Source organism: Mesorhizobium sp. M7A.F.Ca.US.006.01.1.1 (assembly GCF_003997935.1).
Lineage (GTDB): Bacteria > Pseudomonadota > Alphaproteobacteria > Rhizobiales > Rhizobiaceae > Mesorhizobium.
In genome coordinates, this window is the sequence record NZ_RZQL01000086.1 from 1 (window position 1) to 25,232 (window position 25,232).

21 protein-coding genes are annotated in these 25,232 nt (G+C 62.5%); 7 read left to right on the top strand and 14 right to left on the bottom strand.

Translation table 11 applies throughout. The features are described 5' to 3' along the window. Positions 1 to 37: 37 nt before the first annotated feature. Both EN943_RS16620 and EN943_RS16625 read left to right on the top strand, forming a co-directional pair. Positions 38 to 1,294 (top strand): flavin monoamine oxidase family protein, encoded by a 1,257-nt coding sequence (locus tag EN943_RS16620; RefSeq protein WP_127413627.1) that lies wholly within the window; start codon positions 38 to 40, stop codon positions 1,292 to 1,294. 211 nt (positions 1,295 to 1,505) lie between these two features. Next, positions 1,506 to 1,916, top strand: a complete 411-nt coding sequence (locus tag EN943_RS16625; protein ID WP_127413602.1) for a hypothetical protein — start codon at positions 1,506 to 1,508, stop codon at positions 1,914 to 1,916. A gap of 112 nt (positions 1,917 to 2,028) precedes the next feature. Here EN943_RS16625 and EN943_RS16630 read toward each other — a convergent pair whose 3' ends face one another. Together EN943_RS16630 and EN943_RS16635 are read right to left on the bottom strand one after the other, a co-directional pair. Continuing rightward, positions 2,029 to 4,116 (bottom strand): ATP-binding protein, encoded by a 2,088-nt coding sequence (locus EN943_RS16630; RefSeq protein ID WP_164778221.1) that lies wholly within the window; start codon positions 4,114 to 4,116, stop codon positions 2,029 to 2,031. 84 nt (positions 4,117 to 4,200) lie between these two features. Next, positions 4,201 to 4,974 (bottom strand): response regulator transcription factor, encoded by a 774-nt coding sequence (locus EN943_RS16635; protein WP_206522773.1) that lies wholly within the window; start codon positions 4,972 to 4,974, stop codon positions 4,201 to 4,203. A 46-nt stretch (positions 4,975 to 5,020) separates the two neighbouring features. Between EN943_RS16635 and EN943_RS16640 the strand changes: the two genes are divergently transcribed. After that, complete coding sequence (locus EN943_RS16640) at positions 5,021 to 5,722, top strand: response regulator transcription factor (protein ID WP_127413631.1); 702 nt, start codon at positions 5,021 to 5,023, stop codon at positions 5,720 to 5,722. Positions 5,723 to 5,794: 72 nt separating this feature from the next. Here EN943_RS16640 and EN943_RS16645 read toward each other — a convergent pair whose 3' ends face one another. Together EN943_RS16645 and EN943_RS16650 are read right to left on the bottom strand one after the other, a co-directional pair. Beyond that, positions 5,795 to 5,962 (bottom strand): hypothetical protein, encoded by a 168-nt coding sequence (locus EN943_RS16645; RefSeq protein ID WP_013529303.1) that lies wholly within the window; start codon positions 5,960 to 5,962, stop codon positions 5,795 to 5,797. Between the two features lie 37 nt (positions 5,963 to 5,999). Continuing rightward, entirely contained in the window at positions 6,000 to 6,332 is a 333-nt protein-coding gene (locus EN943_RS16650) for a hypothetical protein (protein WP_024503024.1), read from the bottom strand. Between the two features lie 353 nt (positions 6,333 to 6,685). Between EN943_RS16650 and EN943_RS16655 the strand changes: the two genes are divergently transcribed. Beyond that, positions 6,686 to 7,141, top strand: a complete 456-nt coding sequence (locus EN943_RS16655; protein WP_013529305.1) for a L,D-transpeptidase — start codon at positions 6,686 to 6,688, stop codon at positions 7,139 to 7,141. Between the two features lie 198 nt (positions 7,142 to 7,339). On the opposite strand, the gene EN943_RS16660 is transcribed toward EN943_RS16655, so the two are convergent. Further along, the gene (locus EN943_RS16660; protein ID WP_127413606.1) at positions 7,340 to 10,423 is read right to left on the bottom strand and encodes an efflux RND transporter permease subunit; all 3,084 of its coding nucleotides are present in this window, start codon (positions 10,421 to 10,423) and stop codon (positions 7,340 to 7,342) included. After that, entirely contained in the window at positions 10,420 to 11,721 is a 1,302-nt protein-coding gene (locus tag EN943_RS16665; RefSeq protein WP_127413608.1) for an efflux RND transporter periplasmic adaptor subunit, read from the bottom strand. Before EN943_RS16665 ends, EN943_RS16660 begins: the two co-directional genes overlap by 4 nt. Positions 11,722 to 11,866: 145 nt before the next feature. Here EN943_RS16665 and EN943_RS16670 point away from each other — a divergent pair, with 145 nt between their 5' ends. After that, positions 11,867 to 12,400, top strand: a complete 534-nt coding sequence (locus tag EN943_RS16670) for a TetR/AcrR family transcriptional regulator (protein ID WP_023811021.1) — start codon at positions 11,867 to 11,869, stop codon at positions 12,398 to 12,400. Between the two features lie 123 nt (positions 12,401 to 12,523). After that, positions 12,524 to 14,125, top strand: a complete 1,602-nt coding sequence (locus EN943_RS16675; RefSeq protein WP_127413609.1) for an inorganic phosphate transporter — start codon at positions 12,524 to 12,526, stop codon at positions 14,123 to 14,125. 421 nt (positions 14,126 to 14,546) lie between these two features. On the opposite strand, the gene EN943_RS16685 is transcribed toward EN943_RS16675, so the two are convergent. Further along, entirely contained in the window at positions 14,547 to 15,707 is a 1,161-nt protein-coding gene (locus EN943_RS16685; RefSeq protein WP_127413613.1) for a patatin-like phospholipase family protein, read from the bottom strand. A gap of 108 nt (positions 15,708 to 15,815) precedes the next feature. Beyond that, entirely contained in the window at positions 15,816 to 16,562 is a 747-nt protein-coding gene (locus tag EN943_RS16690; RefSeq protein ID WP_127413615.1) for an acetoacetate decarboxylase, read from the bottom strand. A 220-nt stretch (positions 16,563 to 16,782) separates the two neighbouring features. On the opposite strand from EN943_RS16690, the gene EN943_RS16695 reads away from it, so the two are divergent. Beyond that, the gene (locus tag EN943_RS16695) at positions 16,783 to 17,571 is read left to right on the top strand and encodes a 3-hydroxybutyrate dehydrogenase (protein ID WP_127413617.1); all 789 of its coding nucleotides are present in this window, start codon (positions 16,783 to 16,785) and stop codon (positions 17,569 to 17,571) included. Between the two features lie 15 nt (positions 17,572 to 17,586). Here the strand turns inward: EN943_RS16695 and EN943_RS16700 are convergent, their stop codons facing one another. From EN943_RS16700 to EN943_RS16725, 6 genes are all read right to left on the bottom strand, one after another. Next, positions 17,587 to 19,266, bottom strand: coding sequence for an ABC transporter ATP-binding protein (locus tag EN943_RS16700; protein WP_127413618.1), 1,680 nt, complete (start codon positions 19,264 to 19,266; stop codon positions 17,587 to 17,589). 1 nt (position 19,267) lies between these two features. Beyond that, positions 19,268 to 20,065, bottom strand: coding sequence for an ABC transporter permease (locus tag EN943_RS16705; RefSeq protein ID WP_245475872.1), 798 nt, complete (start codon positions 20,063 to 20,065; stop codon positions 19,268 to 19,270). A gap of 50 nt (positions 20,066 to 20,115) precedes the next feature. After that, on the bottom strand, positions 20,116 to 21,054 hold the full coding sequence (locus EN943_RS16710) for an ABC transporter permease (protein WP_127413620.1): 939 nt from the start codon (positions 21,052 to 21,054) through the stop codon (positions 20,116 to 20,118). 73 nt (positions 21,055 to 21,127) lie between these two features. After that, a complete protein-coding gene (locus tag EN943_RS16715; protein ID WP_164778223.1) occupies positions 21,128 to 22,660 on the bottom strand; it encodes an ABC transporter substrate-binding protein in 1,533 nt (510 codons plus the stop codon). 72 nt (positions 22,661 to 22,732) lie between these two features. Then, the gene (locus tag EN943_RS16720) at positions 22,733 to 24,175 is read right to left on the bottom strand and encodes an amidase (RefSeq protein ID WP_127413623.1); all 1,443 of its coding nucleotides are present in this window, start codon (positions 24,173 to 24,175) and stop codon (positions 22,733 to 22,735) included. Positions 24,176 to 24,221: 46 nt separating this feature from the next. Beyond that, a complete protein-coding gene (locus EN943_RS16725) occupies positions 24,222 to 25,172 on the bottom strand; it encodes a MurR/RpiR family transcriptional regulator (RefSeq protein WP_127413625.1) in 951 nt (316 codons plus the stop codon). Positions 25,173 to 25,232: the final 60 nt, after the last annotated feature.

The window sequence follows — 25,232 nt, forward strand, 5'->3', positions numbered from 1 at the left end:
GGATGAGGGCGGCGAATTCGAGCGAACCGATGTCGTCATCGTCGGTGCGGGTTTCACCGGCCTGTCGGCGGCGCTTGAGATGAAGAAGGCCGGCATCGATTTCATCCTGCTCGAAGCACGCGACCGCGTCGGCGGACGCGTCGAGTCCCGACTGAACGGACTTGGCGAACGGATCGATAGTGGTGGCCAGTTCCTGTGCGAGGATATGCCGGAATTGATGGCCCTGGTCGAAGCACGCGGCAAGACGCTGGTTGAAACCTATGTCAATGGCGATTTCATCACCCAGCCGACGATGTCCGTACAACGAGCAGAGCGGATCTATGACGCGGCAATGGCAATCCGCGAGCGCATGAACGGGATCGATCCGGACGACGTCTCGATTGCCGGACTGACCGTTGCCGACTGGCTTGCCCGCCAGCGCGATTCGGCCGATGCCAGGGCTGTCTTCCGTTCCATGATCGAAGGTCTCTGGTGCATGGCGCTGGATCAGATTCCTCTCTGGTATCTGATCGACAATGACCGACGCGTCACCAACGAGGTGCCGGAGCTGCAATATTCCGTGCGCGAAACCATGCATTCGCTGGCCGACGATCTGGCCCGCGACCTCAGTGATCGGTTGCGGCTCAGCGAGCCGGTCACACGCATCGAACACAGTTCGCAAGGTGTTCTTGTCGTTTCGGCCGGGGGTGCCATCGAGGCGCGCGCGGTTCTGGTTGCCGTCCCGCCGGCGACGGTGACGGAACTCGCCTTTGCTCCCGCCTTGCCGGCCGGGCTGGGGCGGGCGCTTGGCGCCTGGAAAAGCGGCGCGGCGATCAAGATCCTGGTGCGCTATGCCCAACCGTTCTGGCGCGGGCGGGATTTGAACGGCATGGTGATGTGGCTCGATCCGCCGGGGCTGTTTGCCTGCGACGCCAGCAAGGATGCGGAGCATGCCGCGCTCGTCGTGTTCGTCGGCGGGTCGCTCGCGCTGTGCTGGCGCGACCTCGGCGAGGCGGAACTGCGTGCAGAGGTGACCGGCCGGTTGGAGGCAGCCCTTGGTCCGGATGCCGGCGACGTCATCGATTTCAGTTTTCGGGACTGGACAGGAGATCGCTGGAGCGGCGGCGCGTACAGCGATCTTGTTGTGGATGTTACAGCGAGAGACGCCGAGCGAACGATCCTTGCCGGCGCACCGCCGGTGTATCTCGCCTGTTCAGAACTCTCGCCATCGTTTCCGGGGTATGTCGAGGGCGCCATCATTGCCGGGCGTATCGCCGCGCACAAGATCATTGCCGAGCTTCAAGCTCCGGGCTGAGCCTGATCTTTTCGAAAAACTGTTTGGCAAGATCGGGTCAGGTTGCGCCTCGAGCCCGCGTGCCATCGAAGCTATGCCCGATTTTGCCCGACTTCGCCCGAAATCCTGTTTCGCATTCGTTACAGTGCCAGTCCTTCGCCACCCCATCGCCGTTACAAAGTGCGGATAAGTTCATTTCACCGCCAAAAGAAACTCAGCGAAGGGGAAGGCAATGCATGCGAAAATCCAGACGATCCGCGGCGAGAGCCGCCTTCAGGCTCCAGAGCGCAATGACCGCCGTCCGAAACTGGCGCTGCGCCAGCGGGCCAGCGACCACCCCATGGCGATGTTCATGGTGCTGGCTGCTTGCGCCTTCGTCGGCATGGCGTTCACGCCGACAATCGGGCCGGCCTTCGCTTCGTTGAATCCGCCATCCAATCTCATCGACGGCGCCCAGACGACGACCAGGACCGCGCGTCTGCCGGTGCCGGTGACCGACTTCGCCTGCAAGGGCCAGGCATGGGGCGCCGAGAGTATCGATTGCCTGCGCGCCATCGCCGAACAGTCCGGAACACATAACACCCGCGCCATCCGCATGATCGCCAATGCCGCACCCTTGGCCGATACGCCGAATATTTTCTGATTTTGTCGAAGCTTGACCCGAAACCGTTCCCGTTTTGGGATCATGCTCCTGGACTCCCCGAGCGCTCCCTCCAGCGCGCTCTTCTTCGGCCCCGCCCCCGGGGGCCTCTTTTTTATCCTTTCATGGCCGCCTGTTCGGCAATGGCGGACAGCACACTGCGCACATCCAGCGTGCTGAAAGGCTTTTCCAGGATCTGCGGCCGCTGCTGCGCCGGCAGGGCCTCGATTTCGGCTTTCGCACCGATCAGGTCGCCTGTGACCAGCACGAAACGCCGCGCCAAGTCAGGCTTTTCGGCGAGCAACTCGCGATAGATCGACATTCCGCTGACGCCGGGCATGCGCAGGTCCGAAAAAACGATGTCCGGCGGCATGTGGCCGCTCAAAGTGGTGGCGGCCGATTCCCAGACAGGAACGATCCGCGACTTGATGCCCATCAGTTCGAGAATGTCGGAGAGCGAGCCGGCGACATCCGGCTCGTCGTCGATGATCAAGGCATGGCGCAGGCCGCTCGATCGCGGCTGGTTGTCGCCGGCGGTCGCGAGGCCGGCCACGATGGCCGGCAGCTGGACGACGAAACGCGCGCCTCTCGGGAGCACTTCCTCGAACCAGACATTGCCATTGTGCCGCTCGATGATCGATTTCGAGATCGACAGGCCGATGCCGGTGCCGACGCCGACCGGCTTGGTGGTGAAATAGGATTCGAAGATGCGGCCGCGGATTGCTTCCGGCACGCCGGGCCCATTGTCCTCGACCGAGAAGCAGGGATGACCCCGGTCGCTGCGGAACGTCCGCACCTTGATCAGCCGGTCACCGGCAATGCCAGCCAAGGCGTGCTGGCTGTTGATGAGGAAGTTGGCCGCTACCTGCGTCACATGGTCGGCGTCGGCCATGGCCAGCAGCGGGCCGGCGGCGAAATCGGTGTCGATGACGATGCCGCTTGAGCGCGCGCCATAAGCGGTCACTTCGAGTGCCGACCGGATCACCTGGTTGAGGTCGGTCTCGGCCTGTGCCGCGGGATGGAGGCGGACCATCGACAGGAAGCTCTTGACGATCCGGCCGCAGCGCTCGGCGGCGGCGCGCACCTTCTCGGCGCGCACCTTGGTCTGCGGATCGGAAGCGAATTCGTGCAGCAGCGTCGATTGCGCCACAACCACGGCCAGCGGATTGTTGAGTTCGTGCGACACGCCGGCCAGCAACGAGCCCATCGCCGCCATCTTCTCGTTCTGGTGCAGCTTCTCGCGCTGCCGGCCGATTTCTTCCTCCGCACGCAATTTGTCGCGCAGGTCGCGGATGGAGCCGAAGATAAGGCGGCGGTCGGCGACCCGCATCTCGGTCGCCGTCAGTTCGATCGGGAACACTTCGCCGGCGGCATTCTGGGTCACCGTCTCGAGCCGCTGGCCGACCATCGGCGCGCCGCGGCCCGACATGTATTCGGCCCCCGAAGCATAGCCCTTGCGGTAGTAGATCGGCACGATCGTATCGAGCAGGTCCTTGCCGAGGATGTCGCTGCGCTGGAAGCCGAACATCTTCTCGGCGGCCGGGTTGAATTCGATGATCGAGCCGGTCTCGTCGATGACGACGATGGCATCGAGCGAGGCCTGCAACATGGTGCGGCGAATGACCTCGCTGGCGTGGGCGTCGGAGGGCGAGCGCTCGATGGCGTCGCCGATGGCCAGGGCGATGATGTGCAGCGTCGCCTCTTCCTCGTCGGTCCATGCACGCTCGCTGACGCAGTCATTGACCGCCAGCGTGCCCCAGAGATGGCCATGCGCGAAGACCGAGACAGAGAGGAACGATTTGATGTTCTGCTTCTCGAAATCGGTTCTCAGGAAGCCTTCGAGATCGCGCGTATGGCCGGCGAAGATCTTGCCTTGCCGTTCGTCCTCGGCAAGCCGCTCCAGCAGGGGGTCGGAATTGACGACCGATTGCATGATGACGGTCGGCGACGCCAGTTCGCCGCCAAAAAGGGGGTCGATCCAATAGGCGGCGACGGATTGGGCGAAGCCCTGGCCTGGCAGTTCGCGCAAGCGAAACAGGATGCCGCGCTGGCAATCCATGGCCCGGCAAAGCGTTTCCAGTATGCCGTCCATCTCGCGCTGCCAGTCGCCTGCCTCGCGCAGCCGGCGAACGACGCGCACGGCCGCCATCGCCGCGCCCTGCCTGAACCCTTGCATATCGGTGCTTGCTGCTTCAGCGATCATCTTGTGCTGTCATTTCGGAGTCGCGCCAATTCGGAGTCGTGCCGATTTCGGCTGGCGAGCAACCGAATCCTTTTGGCCCTGTGCTCAGTTGCCGTCGCCGGCCGGCAGCGAGAAGATATAGCCCTCGCCGCGCACCGTGCGCAGGAATTTCGGATTGGCCGGGTCGGCCTCGATCTTTTTGCGTAGCCGCATGATGCGAATGTCGACCGCGCGTGACGATTCCGGATCTTCGGTGAAACCGATCGCCTCGGAGATAGCGGCGCGGGTCAAAAGCCGATTGGCGCGGGTGAGGAAAATCTCCAGCACGTCGAACTCACTCTTGGCCATGTCGATCACCGCGCCATTGGCGCCGGTGACCAGCCTGCCGTCGAGATCGGCCTGGAAGGGGCCGAAGGTAACGGAACGGCGATCCGTCCCGGCCTTCTCGTCCTGGAGTTCCTTCGGCTGGGGAACCCGGCGCAACACGCTGCGCACCCTGGCCAGCACTTCGCGCAATTCGTAGGGCTTGACGATGTAGTCGTCGGCACCGAGTTCCAGCCCGACGATACGGTCGAGCGCGGTGCCGGCTGCGGTCGCATAGATGATGCCGATCGGCAGTTTCGAACGCAGCCAGCGGCCGAGCGAGAGGCCGTCCTCGCCGGGCATGGCGATGTCGAGAATGGCGAGATGGAACGACTGCGTTTCAACGAGGCTGCGCGCGGCGGCAGCACTTTCGGCGGTGACCACCTCATAGCCCGCGGCTTCGAGGTATTCGGCAACCGCATCCCTCAAATCGGGCTCGTCCTCGACGATAACAATTCTTGCCCGCACGATGCTTTCGCTCCCACTTTCAGTGGAAAGTAGATTGGGTATAAACATCATGTCCAGCACTCATATCCGGGTTGCCAGGGAACGGTTGGAAAACATGGCCGCACGATCCGTTATTGCGCTCGTTTCGGTAGCCGAAGTGGTCGCGACCGAACTCGCCGATCATCTCGAGCGGCGCGGCCACGACGTGCATCAGGCGCGCCACCCCTGGGAGGCCGAATCGCTGCTGTCGGGAAAGGGCATCGACGTCGTCGTCGTCGGCGACAGCCTCAGCCAGGCGGAGGGCCGGGACCTGCTCAGACGTTATGGCGGCCAGGGAGGAGGCGGTGAGGGCGGACCGGATTTCATTCTGATCTGCCGTCCGGCCGATCTTGTCGACAAGGTGCTGGCGCTGGAGCTTGGTGCGGCCGACGTCGTCGAGAGCCCGCTCAATGTCCGTGAGCTGGCCGCCCGTGTCGGCGGCCTGCTTTCGCGCCGCGGCAGGGGTACCCAGGAACTGATCGTGCTGGAGAACGCGACCGTCGATCTGAGATCGGCCATGGTCATGCATCGCTCCGGCTCCGAGGAACAGCTTTCGCCCGGCCAGGTGGCCCTGCTCAGGTTGTTCCTGGCCAGTCCGCGCAAGGTGCTGACGCGTGACGACATCATCGCCGCGGCACCGGCCGAAAACGCCGACGCCTTCGATCGCTCGATCGATTCGCGCATCGTGCGGCTGCGCCGCAAGCTCAACACCGACACCATCACCACAATACGTGGCGCCGGCTACCGGTTCGATCCGCCGCGGCAATTCGCGGACTGATTGCCGGGCACTGACGCAGTCTCTGGTTTCGGGCATCGGATTTTCCATCTTCGGCCCCGACGCTCTTGGCGCTCAGCGTACCAGCAGAAGCGATGGACCTACCGGCATGTCACTGCCCATGGTCAGCTCGCCAGCGTGGGCGCGGTCCCTGAGCAGCACGGTGGCAAGGCCGGCAAAGCCGAGCAGGCCCTGGGCGTAAAGCAGTGCGGAAAGCACCGAAGCGGCAAATTTCGTTTTCATCGTACCAATTCCCCAAAATGGTTTGTTGCGGGTCGCTTCAGGATACCCCCGAAGCGCCCGCGCCGCCCACGGACCCCCCCGTCTCGGCGCGGGCCTTCGGTCCTCTCGGCAGCAAGTTGCCGGAGGCGCCGCGCAAACCCGTCAGCCTAAGGCCGACCCGCCAGAGGGCCTTTAGCCGGGCGATGCGCAGGCTGGAAACAATCCAGACCGTGGCGAAAAACAGTGCGGCGTGCAGGGTCGAAATCTCGCCTGAAGTCATCGCGCCGAGGCTTGTCAGCGGGGTGCCGGCAACCGTGCCGACGCCGCCGATGACCGCTGCCGCGATGCTGATCCTGAAAAGCCAGGACAGCGCGTTCGATTTCGTTCCCATGTTCGTTACCGGCTGTTTTCGTTGCGTCAACTTTGCTTGCGGCCCGTATCCGGATCATGCCGCTTGAAACCTCGCTTTGTTGCAGTTCGGTTTCGAGATCTACGGCGGTCCTTTCGAATACTGCTAATTCGCACTTTGGTTTAGCGACGGATACCCATGTTCCTGACCTTGGTCTTGCTAGGGTCTCGCTGGCGGGCCACCGACGGCTCTAATGGGGTTGCCGTTTGTTAACCAGTGGAAACAGATTCGAAACACAAATGAGCATTTTGCGAAATCTCTCCGAAACATGACGTTGGGATAAGCAGCCATCGAATTGGAGCCGGCTGGACCGGCAGAGAGAGGGGATTTTCTTCATGCATACCGCCATTTCCGCCAAGCTCATCAACATCGCCGCCGCCGCTCTGACCGGTGCCGCACTGCTGTTCGGCTCGGGCGCCGCGCATGCCGCCAACAAGATCGTGGCGCGCGTTTCGCTTTCGCAGCAGATCATGGAAGTCTCCGTCGACGGCCGGCCGACCTTCGCCTGGAAAGTCTCCACCGGCGACCGGGCCCATGTGACGCCGACCGGCTCGTTCAAGCCGACCCGCATGCATGAAATGTGGTATTCGAAGAAATACGACAACGCCCCGATGCCGCACTCGGTCTTCTTCAGCGGCGGCTATGCGGTGCACGCGACCTATGCGATCAAGCGCCTCGGCCAGCCGGCTTCGCATGGCTGCGTGCGGCTGCACCCCGACAACGCCGCCGATTTCTACCAGCTCGTCGAAACCTTCGGGGCGACCAACACCAGCATCGTCATCGTCAAGTAGCAGGCTGGAAACGGTGGCGTGGCAGCATGCTGCCGCGCCTCAAAGCTCCCTCCGGAAACGCTGCGGTATTGCGTACAGTTCAAACCGGCGGTATCGAGCCCAGCCAAAAAGAAAAGAGGCCGGGAATTTCCCGGCCTCTTTTCTTTTGTTTCCATCAATCTGCCCCGCGCATTTCTGGGCGGGACTCCCTCGACCGTCCTAGCTCGGCAGTGCCGGCATCAGCTTGGGGTCCGGCTTCTCCGCCAGATGAGGCAGGTCCTTGCTGGCGATGAAGGTGTAGAACATGGGCACGACGAAGAGCGTGAACATGGTGCCGACCAGGATGCCGGTGAAGATGACCAGGCCCATCGAATAGCGGGCCGCGGCACCAGCGCCGCTGGACGTGATCAGCGGCACAACGCCGAGCGCCATCGCCGCCGTCGTCATCAGGATCGGCCGCAGGCGCACCTTGGCCGAGGCGATGATGGCATCGCGCCGCCGCATGCCATGCTTTTCACGCTGCTGGTTGGCGAACTCGACCAGCAGGATGCCGTGCTTGGTTATCAGACCGATCAGTGTGATCAGGCCGACCTGCGTGTAGATGTTGAGCGTGCCGAGGCCCAGATTGAGCGGCACGATCGCGCCGAAGATCGATAACGGCACCGCCATCATGATGATCAGCGGGTCACGGAAGCTTTCAAACTGCGCCGCCAGCACCAGATAGATGACGACAACTGCGGCCGCGAAAGCGATCAGGATGGTGTTGCCCTGTTCCTTTTCCTGTCGCGATTGACCGGAATAATCGATGAAGAACGTGTCGGGCAGGCTCTCCTTGGCGATGTCCTCCAGCGCCTTCAGCCCGTCGCCGGTGGTGACGCCGGGCAGCGGAAGCGCCGAAATCGTCGACGAATTCAGCTGGTTGAACTGCTCGATCGCCGCCGGCGCCGCATTGGTCGAAATCTTGACCACCGCCGATAGCGGCACCATCTCGCCGGTCACGCTGCGTACGAAATATTCGCCGAGCTTGTCGGGGTCGTCGCGGAACTCCTGCGGCACCTGCGGGATGATGTCGTAGCTGTTGGAATCGCGGTCGAACTGCGCCACTTCGGCGCCGCCGACCAGCAAGGTCAGCGTGCGGCCGATATCGGCGATCGGCAGGTTCAGCGCGGCGGCGCGGTCGCGGTCGATGGTCACCGTCACCTCCGGTGCGTCATAAGCCATCGAATTCTGCACGACGATAAAGCGGCCGGAGGCCTGCGCCTTGTTCTTGATCTGCTCGGCCACCTCGTACACTTCCGAGGAAGCGCCGGTCGATCGCACCACCATGGAAATGGGCAGGCCGCCGCCGGAGCCCGGCAGCGTCGGCGGTGCGAAGACGAAGGCCTCGACACCGGCCACTTTGGCGATACGGGCCGTAATGTCAGCCTGCAGTTCCTTCGAATTGCGCTTGCGTTCCGCCCAGTCCTTGAAGGCATAGCCGACGAAGGCGCTGTTTGTCGTGCCGCCGAAGGCGACGGCCGAGAACTGCGCCCGTGTTTCGGGAATATCCTTCACCAGGCCGAGGATCTGGTTGACGTATGTCTCGGTGTAATCGGAGGTCGCATAGCGCGGCGCCGTCACAATCGAGAGCAGAAAGCCCTGGTCCTCTTCCGGCGCCAGTTCGCTCGAGGTTTTGGTGAACATGAAGCCGGTGACACCGACAAGCGCAAGCACGATGATCAGCGTCAATGGGCGATAATTGAGCGACCCGGTGACGGCCCGTTCATAGACATGCTCGACGCGCGCGAAGGTGCCGTCGACAATGCGCTGGAAACGGCCCGGCGTGCCGGACTTCAAGAGGCGTGCCGACATCATCGGGGTGATGGTGATGGCGATGATACCCGACAGCACCACCGAGCCGGCGAGCGTGACCGCGAATTCGCGGAACAGCGCGCCGGTGAGGCCCCCGGTGAAGGCCAGCGGCGCGAACACGGCGGCCAGCGTCATGGTCATGGCAACGATGGCTGACGCGATTTCGCGCATGCCGCTGAACGCAGCCTGCATCGGCGACATGTGATCTTCTTCCATGTGACGATGGATGTTCTCCACCACCACGATGGCGTCGTCGACGACCAGGCCGATCGCCAGCACCATGGCCAGCAGCGACAGGAGGTTGATCGAGTAGCCGACAGCAAACAAAAGGAAGCAGACGCCGATCAACGACAACGGGATGGTAATGATCGGCATCATCACCGACCGGAAGGAGCCAAGGAACAGAAGGATGACGACGATGACGATGGCAACCGCCTCGACGATGGTCTTGAACACCTCTTCGATGGAAGCACTGATCTGCCCGGTCGCGTCGTAGACAACCTCGATCGTCATGCCTTTCGGCAGTGTCTCCTGAATCTGCGGCACCAGCTTGGTGAGCGCAGCCGCCGTGGTCAGCGGATTGGCCGCCGGTGTCGGGAAGATGGCGAGGAAGGTGCCTGGCTTGCCGTTGAACGAGACCCTGGTGTCGGTGTTCTCGGCGGCGAGTTCGACGCGAGCCACGTCGCGCAACCGCACCACATTGCCGTCGGTAGAGCGCAGCGGCAGCTCGGCGAATGCCTCCGGCGTCTGCAATGTCGAGCGCACAGTGATCGAGGAAACGACATACTCGTTCTGGGTGTTGCCGGGCGCCGACAGGAAGTTGGAATTGTTGATCGCCGTCAGCAGTTCGGAGGCCGTCACGCCGCGCGCGGCAAGCTTGACCGGATCGATCCAGACGCGCATCGAGTATTCCTGCGCGCCGAAGATCTGCACGTCGGCGACGCCTTCGACCGTCGACATGCGCGGTCTGATGACGCGCTCGATATACTCCGTCAGCTGCTCCTTCGTCATGTTCGGATTCTGCATCGAGATGTACATCATCGCGAACTGCTGGCCGGTGCCCTTGACGATGACAGGGTCCTTCGATGCGTCCGGCAAGGTGCCGCGCACGCCCTGGACCTTGGACAGGACTTCGGTCAGCGCTACGTCGGGGTTCGAGCCGAGCTTCATCTGCACCGTCACGGTGCTGGAGGACGGGCGGCTGGACGAGGTGACGTAGTCGATGTTCTCGGTCGAGGCGACGGCGCGCGCGATCGGGGCGGAAATGAAGCCCTGGATCAGATCGGCGCTGGCGCCCGGATAGGCCGTGGTGATCGTGATCGCCGTTTCATCGACCTTCGGATACTGCCGGATCGACAGGTTGAAGATACCCTGGAAACCCAGGAGCAGGATCATGCAGGCAAGGACCGTCGAAAGAACGGGCCGGCGAATGAAGAGATCTGAAAAGCTCATTGCTGTTCGGCCTGCTTGTTCGCCGATTTGGTCGGGTCGATGGTGTTGTCCACAACGACGGACATGCCATTGAAGAGGCGGTTCTGACCGGCGGTGACGACCTCGTCGCCGGCCTTCAGCCCCTCGACGATCTCGACCACACCTTGATTGCGGCGGCCGGGCTTGACGAACACCTGCGACAGCACGAGCGCGGGCTTGTCACCTTCCGCCGCCGGCTTGGCCGCATCGGCAGCCTGGTCGGCTGCATCAGCTGCCGGCTTCATGGTATCGGCCGGCTTGGTGTCCGCAGGTTTGGCATCAGCCGATTTGTCGCCTGCCGGCGCTGCGGGTTTTTCATCCGGCTTGGCAGCTGGCGCCGCCTCGGCGGGCTTGGCCGGCTGCACTACGAAGATGTAGTCGCCATAGAGACTTGTCGTCAGCGCCGTCTGCGGCAGGGTCAGCACGTTCTGCTCTTCGGGCAGTTCGACACGCACCTGCACGAACTGGCCGGGGGTCAGCTTGCCGTCGGGATTGGCGACTTCCGCCCGGATGTTCACCAGCCGGCTGGACGAGTCGATCTTCGGGTCGATGCCGCGAATGGCGCCTGCGAATGGCCTGTCCTTGCCGCCAAAGCCCAATCGAACCGTCTGGCCTATCTTGAGCAGAGCGAGCTGCTGTTCGGGAACCGTGAAATCGACCCGCATCGTGTCGAGGTCCTGCAATGTCACCACGGCGGTGCCGGGCGCCAGATACTGGCCGATATCGATCTTCGGGATGCCCACCGTGCCGCCGAAAGGCGCCGTCAGCTGCTTCTGGTCGAGCACGGCCTGCAGCTTGGTGACCTGGGATGCCGAGGCCGAGGCCGCCGCACGTGCCGTGTCCAGCGTCGAGTCGGAGCCAACGCCACGCCTGGTCAGTTCGATGGCGCGGGCAAGCGATGTCTGGTCGAGCGCGGCCTGCGCCTTCTGTGCGTCGAGGTCGGCGCGCTCGACGGCGTCATCGAGTTGCAGCAGAACCGCATTGTCCGCCACCTTCTGGTTGGCATGGAAAAGGATGTCCTTAACGATACCGGTGGTCTCGACCGTCAGGTCGACACCACGCACGGCCTTGACCGTGCCGATCGCCTCGACGCCCGGCGTCCAGCTCGAAGGCTTGGCGATGGTCGTCGACACGGTAGCCGCCGGCGGCTTCATCGATGCGAAGTACTGCTTGATGCCGTTGTCGCGCAGGAAGTTGAAGCCGACGATGCCGCCGACCACGACGACGAGCAGGGCCAGAACCAGAACAATGATAAAGATACGGAGTATGCGCTTGAACAAGGAAGTCCCCTCAGTCGAAATCCGGCGCGAAGCGCGGATATCGGGACACATATCGACTGCGGGTCCCGATTTCAAATAATGGCGGTCTTACTGTACCGTCTGGACGGTCTTGTCAATTGGGCCTAAGCTTGCGATGGGAGGCACCATGAGAGCCCAAAGACCGAATTCGCGCGAGAAGATTCTCGCTGCGGCGGCTGATGTTGCCCGGGAATCCGGACCAGGCAGCCTGTCGCTGGATGCCGTCGCCAGCCGTGCCGGCGTGTCGAAGGGAGGGCTCCTCTACAACTTCCCGACCAAGGCCAAATTGATGCAAGGTTTGGTCGAGGGCTATCTGCGCGAGTTCGAGCACGCGCTGGAAGCCGCCCGCACAAATGACAAGGACGAAAATCCCCTGGCCGTATACATCAGGCTGTCGGCCAATGATTGCGAGGAAAAGCAGCCGTCGGCGTCCTGGATCTTCTCGGCCATCGCCGAGGATCCCGATTTCATGATGCCGATAAAGACCTTCAAGCGGCAGCTTTTCGAGCGGCTGAAGGGCGAGACGCCGGATCTCAAATCGCTGTTGATCTGCTATCTCGCCATCGAGGGATTGCGCAGCATGAACCTCTTCGATTCGGATGTCCTGTCGAAAGACGAGCGCGAGTTGTTGGTATCGTCCCTGCTCGAGATTGCCAAATAGGCGCCGCCCACCCGCTTTTCGGCAGGCCTGTTCGTGAACTCGCGTTCGCCGGCGTCACACAGGGTTCATCGTGCGGACATAGCGTCTTCCCAGTTCTTTGCTGCAATGCATCTGGAGTGGGACATGGTGGACATAGTTTCTAGCGAGGCGGGCATTCCGAGACCGGATCATCCGCTGGATCAATCGGGCAGCGCGAAGTGGTTCCTGCCCGCCTTCGGCGTGCTGGTGCTCGTCGGCATCGCCTATGTCGGCTACGCGCTCAGCCAGGATCTTGCAGTGGCCAAGACCGTGCCGTGGATCCTGCTCGGCATCGCCTTGCTGATCGCGCTCGGCTTCGAGTTCGTCAACGGCTTCCATGATACCGCCAATGCGGTGGCGACGGTCATCTACACACGCTCGATGCCGGCCGAATTCGCCGTCATGTGGTCGGGTGCCTTCAATTTCCTCGGGGTCCTCACCTCCAGCGGCGCGGTTGCCTTTGGCATCCTGTCGCTGCTGCCGGTCGAACTGATCCTGCAGGTCGGCTCGTCCTCGGGCTTCGCCATGGTGTTCGCGCTGCTTGTGGCGGCGATCCTGTGGAATCTCGGCACCTGGTTCCTCGGCCTGCCGGCGTCGAGCTCGCACACGATGGTCGGCTCGATCATCGGTGTCGGCCTTGCCAACCAGTTCATGGCGCCTGCCGGCAGCGCCACCAGCGGCGTCGACTGGTCGCAGGCGACCAATGTCGGCATCACCTTGCTGGTGTCGCCGATCATCGGCTTCTTCGCCGCAGCGATCCTGCTCTATGTGATGAAGCTGCTGGTGCGCAATCCGGCTCTCTACGAGGCGCCGAAGGGCAACACGCCGCCACCATGGTGGATCCGCGGCCTGCTGATCTTCACCTGCACCGGCGTCAGCTTTGCGCACGGCTCCAACGACGGACAGAAGGGCATGGGCCTGATCATGCTGATCCTGATCGGCGTCGTGCCGACGGCCTATGCGCTGAACCGCACGCCTGACATCAACTATCTCGAAGCCTACAAGTTTGCCTCGGTCAGCGTCGAAACGGCGCTGGGCAAATATGCCAAGCCCGGTGTCGTTGTTGCCGACGCCAAGGCAGCCGTCCAGGAAGCCGTGCGCACCAGGACCTGGAACGACCAGACGACGGTTGCTCTGCAGACCTACATCCATAACACGACGGCGGGCCTGCAGCCCTATGCCTCGGTCGAGACGGTGCCGACCGATCTGGTCAGCAACGCGCGTAACGACATCTATCTGATCGGCGAGGCGCTCAAGCTGATCGACAAGAAGCAGCTGCTGCCGATGGAGGCGGCCGATCTGAAAGCGGTCACCGACTATCACAAGGCCGTCGACAACGCGACGAAGTTCATCCCGATCTGGGTGAAGGTCGCCGTCGCGCTGGCGCTCGGCCTCGGCACCATGGTCGGCTGGAAACGCATCGTCGTCACGGTCGGCGAGAAGATCGGCAAGAGCCATCTGACCTATGGCCAGGGGGCGGCGGCCGAACTCGTCGCCATGGTGACGATCGGCATGGCCGATCGGCTCGGACTGCCGGTGTCGACGACCCATGTGCTGTCGTCGGGCGTCGCCGGAACGATGGCGGCGAACGGTTCGGGGCTGCAATGGGCGACGGTGCGCAACCTGCTGCTCGCCTGGGTGCTGACGCTGCCGTGCTCGATCACGCTCGCCTTCGTGCTGTTCATCATCTTCCGCCAGTTGTTCTGAGCGGAGCAGGCACTTTCAGAAAAGGCAGCGCCGGTCGCCGACGCTGCCTTTTTTCGTTAAGCGCGCACTGTGTTCAAGTCGGCAGATTATGTTGACGTTGAACCTCTCAGGGCATTGGCGCGAAACGCCCATCGCTTCGTTATCCACGGGCGGAGCAAGGAGCGTAGCGACGCGGCGCAGACCCGAGGATCCATGCCGCGACTTCAAGGCGTTGCTACGGTGCAGAATTTTGCTCCGCTGCACCCTACAGTCAAGGTCACGGAATGGATCCCCGGGTCTCCGCGACGGAGCTTCGCTCCCGCTCCGCCCAGGGATGACGAAGTTGAGAGGCTTCAGCCAATCTCGAACGTTGGCGATGGCCACTCAAAACGGGCGGTGAAATTCTGGCCAGGAAGGAAACCGTTGAGAATCAGCGCCCTAGTTAGGTCGGATCTTCGCGATGCAGATCGTGGATGGCGACGCCGTCGACATTGGTCGGCATGGTAAGCCACTGACGATGGCGCAAGGTGCGCTGCGTATCCTCAAGCCCTGTCTCCCAATGCTCGCGCATCGAGGTGCCTGAGAACTCATAGTCCTTGGCGTGACCCTCATAGCCTTTGTGCTGGTAGATCAGGTGCACGATGTTGACGGTGCCGGCGTCCGAATAGTCCTCGATCAGCGCTTCCTCGGCCGGCGTCCGCAACTCCTTCGGCACCCGGTTCAGCGCATCGAGCAGGCGCATCTTGAGGCCATGGATGCGTTTGAAATTGTCGGTATTCTGCCGCGTGCGGCTCGAATACATGATGTCCTTGTGGCGCGACAGCACGTCCGGCATGCTGCGCGGCAGGACGCCACGCGCGCTGAACAGGTCGACCTGGAAGACCAGCGAGGAACGGTCCTCTTCCTGGTCGAGCAGATACTGCAGCGGCGTGTTGGAGACGATGCCGCCGTCCCAGTAGTATTCGCCTTCGATGCGGATCGACGGGAAGGCCGGCGGCAGCGCGCCGCTGGCCATGATGTGCTCCGGCTCGATGCGGACCTTGTCGGTGTCGAAGTAGACGAAGTTGCCGGTCCGGACATTGACCGCGCCGACGCTCAGCCGCTTCTTGCCGTCGTTGAGGATGTCGAAGTCGATCAGGCTTTCCAGCGTCTCCTTCAATTCGGCGGTGTCGTAGAAGCTGGTGGCGCCCTCGGCGCCCGGCTGCTCCATCCACGGATTGGGATTGCGCGGCTTGAAGAAGCCCGGCTGGCCCATGACCATGGTCATCCACGAACTGGTGCGGTTGCGGATGTCGCGATAGATGTCACCCTCGGGCGTATAGGCCCAGATCTTGCGGCCCGAAATCGTTTGCCAGAATTGCTCGAGCCGCTGCAGCCGGCGGCTCGACTCATTACCGGCGATGATCGCCGCATTGATGGCGCCGATCGACACGCCGGAAAGCCAGCTCGGCTCGCAGCCGGCGTCGGCCAGGGCCTGATAGACACCGGCCTGATAGGCGCCGAGCGCGCCGCCACCCTGAAACACCAGCGCGATGCGATCATATTGCGCCGAGATTTCCGCGATGGTGGCGGTGGCCTCCTTCTTGCGATTGCGTTCGAGCATGGCTTTGGTCTCCGACTTCTGTTTGAGCATGATCTCGGACAACAGTTTCTGTTTGTCCGAGAAAACCGGTTCCCGCCTTTCGGGATCATGTCTGAATGGCTGATGCGCTCAGGCCCGGTCGGCGAGATAGTCGTGAACCACTTCGCCCAGGCCAAGCGTCAGATCGGCGGTGAAGTGGACGGCGGATACGATGTCGAGCACCGGCAGCCGCGCCACGTCGGCCATGACGTGCGGCCGCAAATCGAGCGCGGCGGGCGCCGTCCAGGCTTCCTTCAGGGTGATGTCGGTGAGGTGGTAGCGGACCAGTTCGCAGATGCGCGGCGTGCCGTCGACATGCGGGATGATCTTGATCAGGAAATTGGGCGCGGCCAGCGAAGCGAGGACAGAGCCGTGATCGGCTTCCTTGTGCTTGTAGCCCATCGTGCCGGTGGCGCACAGAACGCTGCCATAGTGCAGCGTGCCGACGATGACCTCGCCTTCATGCACGATCTTGGGGTTCGCGAGCTTCTTGGGAAAGCCCCACAATTCGCGGCCGCCGGCGATCGGCGCGTCGTCATCGAGATACATCGAATGGACATAGGCGCCGTGCTGGCCCTTGTAGCGCACCGGGATGACCTGGCCGGTCTCGGTGTAGTCGCCGAAACCGGTTGAGTCAGGCATGCGGATGAATTCGTACTTGACCAGCGGCTCGTCGATTTCCAGCGGCTCCGGCACGACAGCCTCAAGCGCCTCGCGCGTCGTGCGGTAGGTGATGATGACGTATTCACGGTTGAAGAAACGGTACGGCCCGGGCGGGAAGGAGGGGTTGGTGAGCGGCATCGCATAGGCGCGCTTCACGACATCGGCGATCTGCAAGGCTGTAGCCCCATTCGGTTCAGGAATGACTGCGCGAATGCGCTCCGGTTATGTTGCACGGCACCATGACAGTGCCGTGTCAGCCACCTGACAGCCCGTCCAACAGGCCCGTGGACGCCGTCGCAACCCTGTAATCGCACCGACATATGGCTGTGGCATTGTCATGGTGCGGCGCACAAAGCCGCCTTGTTCGTTCCCTCCCACCTCTTGCGAGATCATCATGGGTTTCCTGTCTTCAAAGAACGCCCTCGTCACCGGCTCGACCAGTGGCATTGGCCTGGCCATCGCCCGCGCCTTTGCCGCCGAAGGCGCCAACGTCACCATCAACGGCCTTGGCGATGCGGCTGCCATCGAGCAGGAGCGCGTCGGCATCGAGACGGATTTCGGCGTCAGGTGCCGCAATTCCGGTGCCAACATGATGGACGGCGCGGCGGTGAGCGCCATGGTGCATGAGGCCGAGGCCGCGTTCGGCAGTCTCGATATCCTGGTCAACAATGCCGGCATCCAGCATGTCGCGCCGATCGAGGAGTTTCCGGATGACAAGTGGGAAGCCATCATCCGCATCAACCTGCACGCCGCGTTCTACGCCATCAAGGCGGCACTGCCGGGCATGAAGGTGCGCAAATGGGGCCGCATCATCAACACCGCCTCGGCGCATGCGCTGGTCGCGTCGCCGTTCAAGTCCGCCTATGTGTCGGCCAAGCATGGTATTGCCGGCCTGACCAAGACGGTGGCGTTGGAAGCGGCGCTCGATGGCGTCACGGTCAACGCGATCGCGCCGGGCTATGTCTGGACGCCGCTGGTCGAAAGGCAGATCCCGGACACGATGAAGGCGCGCGGCATGACCGAGGAACAGGTGAAGCACGATGTGCTGCTCGCTGCCCAGCCGACCAAGGAATTCGTCACCGTCGACGAGCTTGCCGCGCTGACGCTGTTCCTGTGTTCGGATGCGGCCAGGCAGATCACCGGCACCACCTTGCCGATGGACGGCGGCTGGACGGCACAGTAGCCGACCCTGAAGGCTTTAGCATTTGCTTCCGGCGGCGAGTAGCGGGGTGTCTCCTGGTTGGACTCCGCTGCTCGTCGGACGCGAGAGTTTCGGGATGGCGGCGATCAACTCTCGGGTATAGGCCTGCTGCGGACGATCCAGAACGTCTTCCGTGTTGCCATACTCAACCAGCTTGCCGTGCTGCATGACCGCAACCTGTTCGCAGAGATAACGCACCACGCCCAGATCGTGGGAAATCAGGATCAGCGTCAGCGACAATTCGCGGCGCAGCCGCGCAAAGAGGCCGAGCACCTGGGCCTGGATGGTGACGTCCAGAGCGGAGGTGACCTCATCGGCGATCAAAATCTCCGGCTCCAGCGCCAGGGCTCTGGCGATGCCGACGCGCTGCCGCTGGCCGCCGGAAAGCTGCGTGGTGCGTCGGTCCAGCAACTGGCGCGGCAATTCCACTTTTTCCATCAGCTCGCGGATCCGCTCCGGAATGTCTCTTTCCGAGCAGATGTTCTGTTGCCGCAGCGGTTCGGCCAGAGTTCGCGCAACCGTAAACGCCGGGTTGAGCGACATGAACGGGTCCTGGAACACCATCTGCAGTTTGCGAACCTGCTCCGGTCGGCGCTGCCTCAGCGCGCGATCGAGCGATTGGCCGTCCACCTCGATCTCTCCTTGTTGCGGCTGCACCAGGCCTGCAATAGCCCGGGCGATGGTGCTCTTGCCGGAACCGGACTCGCCGACAATCCCGAGTGCACCGCCGCGACGCAGCGCCAGCGAAACATTGTCGACCGCGCGCACGATCTGCGGCGGCTTGCGCGTCGCCCAGGCCGCAAGGCTCTGCCCCGGATAGAAGTTCACGCACAGGTTCTTCACCAGGAGATGCGGCTCCGTCGCCACGGGGCATGCATGCGTGGTTGGCTTCATCAGCGAGGGTTGGGAAGCGATCAGGCGCTTCGTGTATTCATGGGCGGGGTCACGCAGGATCTGATCGACCGACCCGATCTCCAGCACCGCGCCGTCCTTCATGACGACGACGCGGTCGCACATTTCCGCGATCACGCCAAGGTCGTGAGAGACCAGAATGACCGACAGCTTGCGTTCACGCCGGATGCCGCGGAGCAGGTCGAGTATCTGAGCTTGCACCGTGACATCAAGCGCCGTCGTGGGTTCGTCGGCAATCAGCAGTTTCGGTTCGCAGGCAAGGGCCGCCGCGATCATCACCCGCTGACGCATGCCACCGGACAGCTCGTGTGGATAGGCGCCCGCGCGCCTTGGCGCGTCCTTGATATGCATGTCTTCGAGCAGTCCGATCGCCCGCGCATTGGCCTGCCGCCAGGATATGCCCTGATGGACCACCATCGCCTCGCCCACCTGACGCCCGACCGTCATGATCGGGTCAAGATGCGTCGACGGATTCTGGAAGATCATCGCCGCTTGCCCGCCACGCAGCTGGCCCAGCTCGGCATCCTTCATGGCGAGGACATCGCTGCCCTCGAACATGATGCGGCCCGACTTCACCAGTGCGTTGCCGGCAATCAGCTTCAGGATGGCCCTGCAGGCCACCGTCTTGCCCGATCCGGATTCACCGACGATTCCAAGGACCTCTCCCGCCTTCAATGAAAAGCTGACGCCGCGCAGGGCGTGGACGTCGCCAAAATTGGTGGCGAAGTCGATGGTGAGGTTCTCGACGCTGACGAGGTCGCTCATCTCAGGATTCCGTATTCAAGAGGCGGGCGAGGCCATCAGCGGTCAATGAGAGGCCCAGCGCCAGAAGGCAGATGGCGATGCCTGGAAAGATCGCAATCCACCATGCGGTCGTCAGGTAGGTCTGCCCGTCGGCGATCATGGCACCCCATTCCGGCGTCGGCGGTTGTACGCCGAGGCCGAGAAAACCCAATGATGATCCGAGCACGATGGCCAGCACGGCATCGGTCATGACGAAGACGATCGATGGGACGATGGCATTCGGCAGGATGTGGAACAGCATGATGCGCAAATGCCCAAAACCCATGCCACGTGCCGCCAGCACGAAATCGACGCCGCGCAGCACCAGCGCCTGGCTCCGCACCAGTCGCGCATAGCTGACCCAGTTCACCAAGGTGAGCGAGATGAAGTAGCTCTTGAGGCCGGGTCCCAGCACGGCCACGATGGCGATCACGAGGACGAAATAGGGAAATGATACGGTGACCTCGAGGATGCGCATCAGCACCGCATCGATCCGGCCACCCAGATAGCCGGCGATGAGGCCGATGATCGTCCCCAGGATGATCGGACCGACCACGCCGAAGAACGCCATGGCGAGATCGTAGCGTGCGGCAAACAGTGTCCGCGCCAGCACATCACGGCCGATGGCGTCCGTGCCAAACCAATGCTCGGCGCCAGGTGATTTCAGCGCCTGCATCACATCGACCTTGATCGGGTCGAAACTGGTCAGCACCGGCGCCAGAATGGCCACGACGATCCAGGCCAAGGTGATGGCGCCGCCAATGGCCAAGGTTGCCGGCATCGTCCGGATCCGCGCCATGGCCAAGGGGCCGCTGCCTCGCATCACATCGCTCATAATTCCACCCGTGGGTCGAGAATGGCGGTCAAGACGTCGACGGCAAAATTCGAAATGACGACACCTACGGCAAGCAGCAGGGCCACTGCCTGGACGACGAACTGGTCGTGCGTGAGAACGCCGCGGATGAGCAGGTTGCCGAGCCCTGGAATGTTGAAGACATTTTCGACAACGACCGTCCCGCCGATCAGGAAGGCGACCACGACGCCCAGCAGATTGACTGTCGGCAAAAGGGAATTCCAGAACACATGCCGAGAAAAGATGTAGCTTTCCGGCAGACCCCTGGAGCGGCAGGCAATCGCGTAATCCTTGTCCAGCTGCTGAATGAAGGTCGCGCGCAGATTGCGCGCGAGGATCGGCGTCACCCCGATGCCGATCGTCAGGGCCGGCAGGAACAGATGCCACAGATTGTTGATAAAGGTCGGTCCGTAACCGGAGACCGGGAAGATCTTCAGCCGCAGGCAGAAGCCCATGATCAGCAGCAGGCCGACAAAGTAGGACGGCACGCCGACGCCCGCGACGCAGACGAGACGGATGAGGTGATCGATCCACCGTCCGCGCTGCCGGGCAGCGGTGACGGCGAGCGCGAATGTCAACAGCAGCGAGATGACAAGGCCATAGAGGATCAAGAAAACCGTTGGCGCGATCCGTGCCGCGATGACGCCGCTGACGGGACCCCGGAAGGCGATCGACTGACCGAAATCGCCACGCAGGCAATTCAGCACGTAGTAGAAATACTGCACGGGGATCGGCTGATCGAGACCGTATCGCGCCCGCACGAATTCGACCGCCTCCTGACTGGCCTTGGGGCCAAGCATGAGGCGAACGGGATCGCCGGGTGTCATTTGCAGCAGCAGGAAAGTGATCACACTGATACCCAGCAGCACGGGGATCAACTGTATCGGCCGCCTGAGCACGAACGAGAATCGATTCATGGTCGGTATCCTGGTGTCAAATTGATGCGAGACGTGGACGAAGTGTCTCGTCCCGCCTCGCATCCTGTGCCGATCAATCCAGGCTGGTCCCGCCGATGGACGAGAATTGCAGGCCGACGTTCAGGACCAACCCTTTCACGCTCGGAGCATAGGCGTTGAGCCACGTCGGGTGATAGAGCGCCACCTGCGCCACCTCGTCGACCACGGTCTTCTGGATCTGGGCATAGAGCTCGGCCCGTTTGCCATTGTCCGCCTCGCCCGAGGCTTCATCGATCAGCTTGTTGACCGTTTCGTTGTTGTAGCGGGTGTAGTAGGACTTGTTGTCGCCCGCGCCCCAGACGCACCAGCGCAATGCGTTGTCGGGATCTCGCGTCTCGTTGTACCACCAGTTCATTTCCGCCTGGTACTCGCCATCGGCGAGGCGGGTCCATGCCTGGGTTGAATCGATCTTGGCAATGTTGACCGTGATGCCGACTTCCGCCAGCTGCGCCTGGATCAGCACCGCCGCCTTTTCCTCGTCGGCACTTCCGGCATTCTGGATGAGTTCGAAACTGGCTCCGGTCTTGCCGGACTCGGCCAGCAGGGCCTTGGCCTTTTCGACGTCTCGGGCAATGACCGGCAGCGCTTTGTCGAAGAAATCGAGCGCCGGGCTCATGATGGAACTCGCCGGCGTGCCGAGACCCAGCGTCACTGCGGCATTGATTGCCGTGCGGTCGATGCCATAACTGACAGCCTGCCGGAATTTGAGGTCGTTGAAGGGTTCTGCCGAATGGTTGATCAGCATGTCATAGGTGGTGCTCGAAGGTTCAGGGTCGGCCCGGAAGCCGGCGGCCTTCAACTCGGCCATACGCGGGGCTGGAACTGAGAGGCAGACTTCGAGCTCGCCCGCCTGCAGCATCGAGACCCTGGTATTGTCATCCGGGACATAGCGGAATTCGACGCCGTCGATCTTGGGCTCGCCTTCGCGGTAATAGTGCTCGTTGCGGCCAAGGACCACGCGGTCTCCCGGCTTCAATTCGACGAATTTGAACGGCCCTGATGTGACCGGCGCCTTGGCGAAAGCGTCGTCTCCCATTTTCTCGACCGCTGCCTTCGGCACAATGCCGGTATTCCAGATTTCGGTCAGGGTCAGGAAGGGCGTGAATTTGCGATCGAGCGTCATCACCACTGTCCTGGCGTCCTTTGCCTCGATCTTGGTCAGGGGCTGGAACGGCGCCGCATAGGCGGAATCCTTCTGGAAGCGCATGCGGTTCCAGCTGAACGCCACGTCCTCGGCCGTGATCGGCGACCCATCGGAAAATTTGGCCTCGCGCAGGTGGAAGGTATAGGTCTTGCCGTCATCCGCGATGTCCCAGCTCTCGGCAAGGCCCGGGCCGACTTCTGTGCGATCGGCATTGGCATGCAGCAGGCGTGCATACATCATGCCCTGGATCAGGATATCGGCTCCGTAAGTGGTTTTGATCGGGTCCAGGGTGAGAACCTCGGCCCCATAGGCCATACGCAGTATCTTGCTGCCGTCAGCATTGGCTCGAAGCAATGTGGCCGGCAATGTCGCCATGCTGAAGCCGGCAAACGCCGCACTTTTGAGGAATACTCTGCGGTCCATGACAATCTCCCATTTTCGTTGATGATGTTCCCGGGGCGGTTCCATGCTTGTTGGTTCAAGCAGTCTTGTTGGTCAGGCAGTCTTGGTGATGTGGGTAGGTGGTTTGCGCTGGTGCCAGGCGTAGTCGGCCTCAAGCACCGCACCCAGCCGCAGCAGCAGATCGTCGCGTCCGAATGCTGCGACAAACTGCACTCCGATCGGCAGGCCGTTTTGCGTCCAGCCGAGCGGCAGGGATATCGCCGGCGACCCAGTGCCGTTGAAGAGTGCGCTGAACGTCTCCTTCGGCGCCAGATCGGCGAACACCGTATCGATGTCGCGGCCAGGACGATCCGGGTTGTGCGTGCCGAGCAACTCCGGCGAGATCGCGCAAGTCGGCGTCACCAGCACGTCATGGACGGCCAGGAATTCGCCAACCGTCCGCGTGATCTGGTCATAAACAGCGAGGGCCGCGATCAAGCTTGCCGCGTCCAGCGTTCGGCCATGGCGATAGACTGCAAGTGTCGTCTGCTGCAGGCAGGCCTCCTCGACCGGCCGTCGCAGCAAGCCCGCCAACTCGTCGAGCGACTGCGCCGTGGAGGCTGCCCAGATCACTTTCTGTGCCGCCAGATAGCGCTCATAATCGAACACGGGCCCGGCTTCGACGACCTTGTGGCCCAGTTGCTCCAGCCTCTTGCCCACTTCGAGAACCGCCGCCTTCACCTCGGCGTCGAGCGGATAGCCGGACCAGGACGTTGTGCACAGGGCAATGCGCAAAGCCTTGGGTGGCGTCTTGATCGCCTGGGCATAGCTGGTGATTGGAGGAACGATCTCATAGCTGTCGCCGGGAAGCGCACCAGACCCCAGATCAAGCAAGGCCGCCGTGTCGCGGATCGAGCGCGTCAGCATGAATGAAATGGCGAGACCCAGCATTGGCGCATTCGATTCCGGCGCGCCGCTGATCCGTCCACGAGACGGCTTCAGGCCGACGACACCGCAAAAGGCGGCGGGGGTGCGAATGGAGCCGCCACCGTCGGCGCCTTGGGCGAAGGGAACGATGCCGGCGGCAACGGCCGCGGCCGCGCCGCCGCTCGATCCCGAAACACCCCTGCTGGTATCCCAGGGGTTGCGCGTCGCACCATAGAGGGAGGATTCGGTTGCCGCCGCGATGCCGAATTCCGACGTGGTGGTACGCCCGATATTGGCAAGGCCGCCGGATCGCATCTTCACCCAGAAGGCGTGATCGTCGCCGCAGATGAAACCCTTGGCGAAAACGCTGCCGAACTCTCCCGGCCGGCCGGCTTCGATGGGGAAATCCTTGGTCAATGTCGGCATGCCGTGGAAAGGTGCGGGTCCGGGAACGTCGCCGAGCGCTTCGATCGCATCGGCATAGGTTTCGATCACGGCATTGAGCTGCGGATTGACCGCGGCGATCCCTGAAAGGATGCAGTTTCCCAGTTCGCGCGGCGTAATTTCCCGCTTGCGCAGGAGATCGGCAAGACCAACGCCGTCATAGGCGGCGTATTCCGTCAACTTCATGCGCTTGCCCTGACTGTCCACGGTTTCAGCAACGGGTGATGCATCGTCATTCTTCGCCTTCTTCCTCTTTGATGTGCCGTGCGACGCGCCGTGGCGGTTTGTGGAAGGTCCGCAGGATCCCGGCGATATCCTCCAGCTCATTCATCCGCGTCTCGGCCGATTTGCCGAGTTTCTCGGCAACGGAATGCGTGAGGAGGTTCAGAACCGAACTTATCGCGGCCATCGAATCCCAGTACAGGTCGACGCGTGTCGATACTTCGAGCGCCAGTTTTGTGTATTCAGATGCCCAATGACTGTATTTGTCGGTGACGATGATCAGAGGGATCTTTCGGCGCTTGATCTGGGCGCAAAGCCGAAAGCTCATCGCGGCGTATTCCGCCGTGTCGATCAGCAGGACGCAAGAATTTTCGCCGCTATCGGTGAGGATTTCCGAGAACGTGCCGCCCAAACCTTCGGCAAAGCGGACACCGCTGCGCACCCAGCGCAGACGCGTCGCGAAATCGAGCCCCAATCCCTTCACTGCCTGGAAGCTGACGCAGTTCACGCGATCGCAGGTGCTCAGCAGATGAACGATTTCGGACCACATCTCGCCCTGGGCAAGGCCATAGGCCGCGGTCAAGGCCTGCTGCTCCATCTCCAGGCTGCGAGCCAACCGCTCCTGCTTTTCGCCGCCGATGCGGAAACGCAACTCGGCACTGTCCAGGCCCGGGCCTACGGCTTTCGGTGCGGAGCGCAGGCCACGCTTCATTTCCTTGAGATCGGTGTAGCCGAGACGCCGTACGAAACGGGTGACGCTTGCCTCGCTTACACCGGCGCCGACGGCAATGGTGGCGCCCGTTTCAAAGGGAATGTCATGGATGTTGGCGAGCAGGTATCGCGCGATTGCCTGCTCGGTCCGGGCGAAATCCAGCCAGCCCTCACGCAACCTGGCTTCCAGCGCACTGGCCACCTCGGTTTCACCGGACACAGCCTTATCGCTAGGCGTTTTCGTCTTCATCGACCGCAATGTCCCTTGGCTGACCTATTTGGAACAGACCGGAAAATGCCACCCAGGAAG

Coding starts and splice junctions, on each gene's coding strand:
- EN943_RS16625 (WP_127413602.1), top strand. CDS start 1,506: ATGCATGCGAAAATCCAGACGATCCGCGGCGAGAGCCGCCTTCAGGCT.
- EN943_RS16630 (WP_164778221.1), bottom strand. CDS start 4,116: ATGATCGCTGAAGCAGCAAGCACCGATATGCAAGGGTTCAGGCAGGGC.
- EN943_RS16635 (WP_206522773.1), bottom strand. CDS start 4,974: ATGTTTATACCCAATCTACTTTCCACTGAAAGTGGGAGCGAAAGCATC.
- EN943_RS16640 (WP_127413631.1), top strand. CDS start 5,021: ATGGCCGCACGATCCGTTATTGCGCTCGTTTCGGTAGCCGAAGTGGTC.
- EN943_RS16645 (WP_013529303.1), bottom strand. CDS start 5,962: ATGAAAACGAAATTTGCCGCTTCGGTGCTTTCCGCACTGCTTTACGCC.
- EN943_RS16650 (WP_024503024.1), bottom strand. CDS start 6,332: ATGGGAACGAAATCGAACGCGCTGTCCTGGCTTTTCAGGATCAGCATC.
- EN943_RS16655 (WP_013529305.1), top strand. CDS start 6,686: ATGCATACCGCCATTTCCGCCAAGCTCATCAACATCGCCGCCGCCGCT.
- EN943_RS16660 (WP_127413606.1), bottom strand. CDS start 10,423: ATGAGCTTTTCAGATCTCTTCATTCGCCGGCCCGTTCTTTCGACGGTC.
- EN943_RS16670 (WP_023811021.1), top strand. CDS start 11,867: ATGAGAGCCCAAAGACCGAATTCGCGCGAGAAGATTCTCGCTGCGGCG.
- EN943_RS16675 (WP_127413609.1), top strand. CDS start 12,524: ATGGTGGACATAGTTTCTAGCGAGGCGGGCATTCCGAGACCGGATCAT.
- EN943_RS16685 (WP_127413613.1), bottom strand. CDS start 15,707: ATGCTCGAACGCAATCGCAAGAAGGAGGCCACCGCCACCATCGCGGAA.
- EN943_RS16695 (WP_127413617.1), top strand. CDS start 16,783: ATGGGTTTCCTGTCTTCAAAGAACGCCCTCGTCACCGGCTCGACCAGT.
- EN943_RS16700 (WP_127413618.1), bottom strand. CDS start 19,266: ATGAGCGACCTCGTCAGCGTCGAGAACCTCACCATCGACTTCGCCACC.
- EN943_RS16705 (WP_245475872.1), bottom strand. CDS start 20,065: ATGCCGGCAACCTTGGCCATTGGCGGCGCCATCACCTTGGCCTGGATC.
- EN943_RS16710 (WP_127413620.1), bottom strand. CDS start 21,054: ATGAATCGATTCTCGTTCGTGCTCAGGCGGCCGATACAGTTGATCCCC.
- EN943_RS16715 (WP_164778223.1), bottom strand. CDS start 22,660: ATGGACCGCAGAGTATTCCTCAAAAGTGCGGCGTTTGCCGGCTTCAGC.
- EN943_RS16720 (WP_127413623.1), bottom strand. CDS start 24,175: ATGAAGTTGACGGAATACGCCGCCTATGACGGCGTTGGTCTTGCCGAT.
- EN943_RS16725 (WP_127413625.1), bottom strand. CDS start 25,172: ATGAAGACGAAAACGCCTAGCGATAAGGCTGTGTCCGGTGAAACCGAG.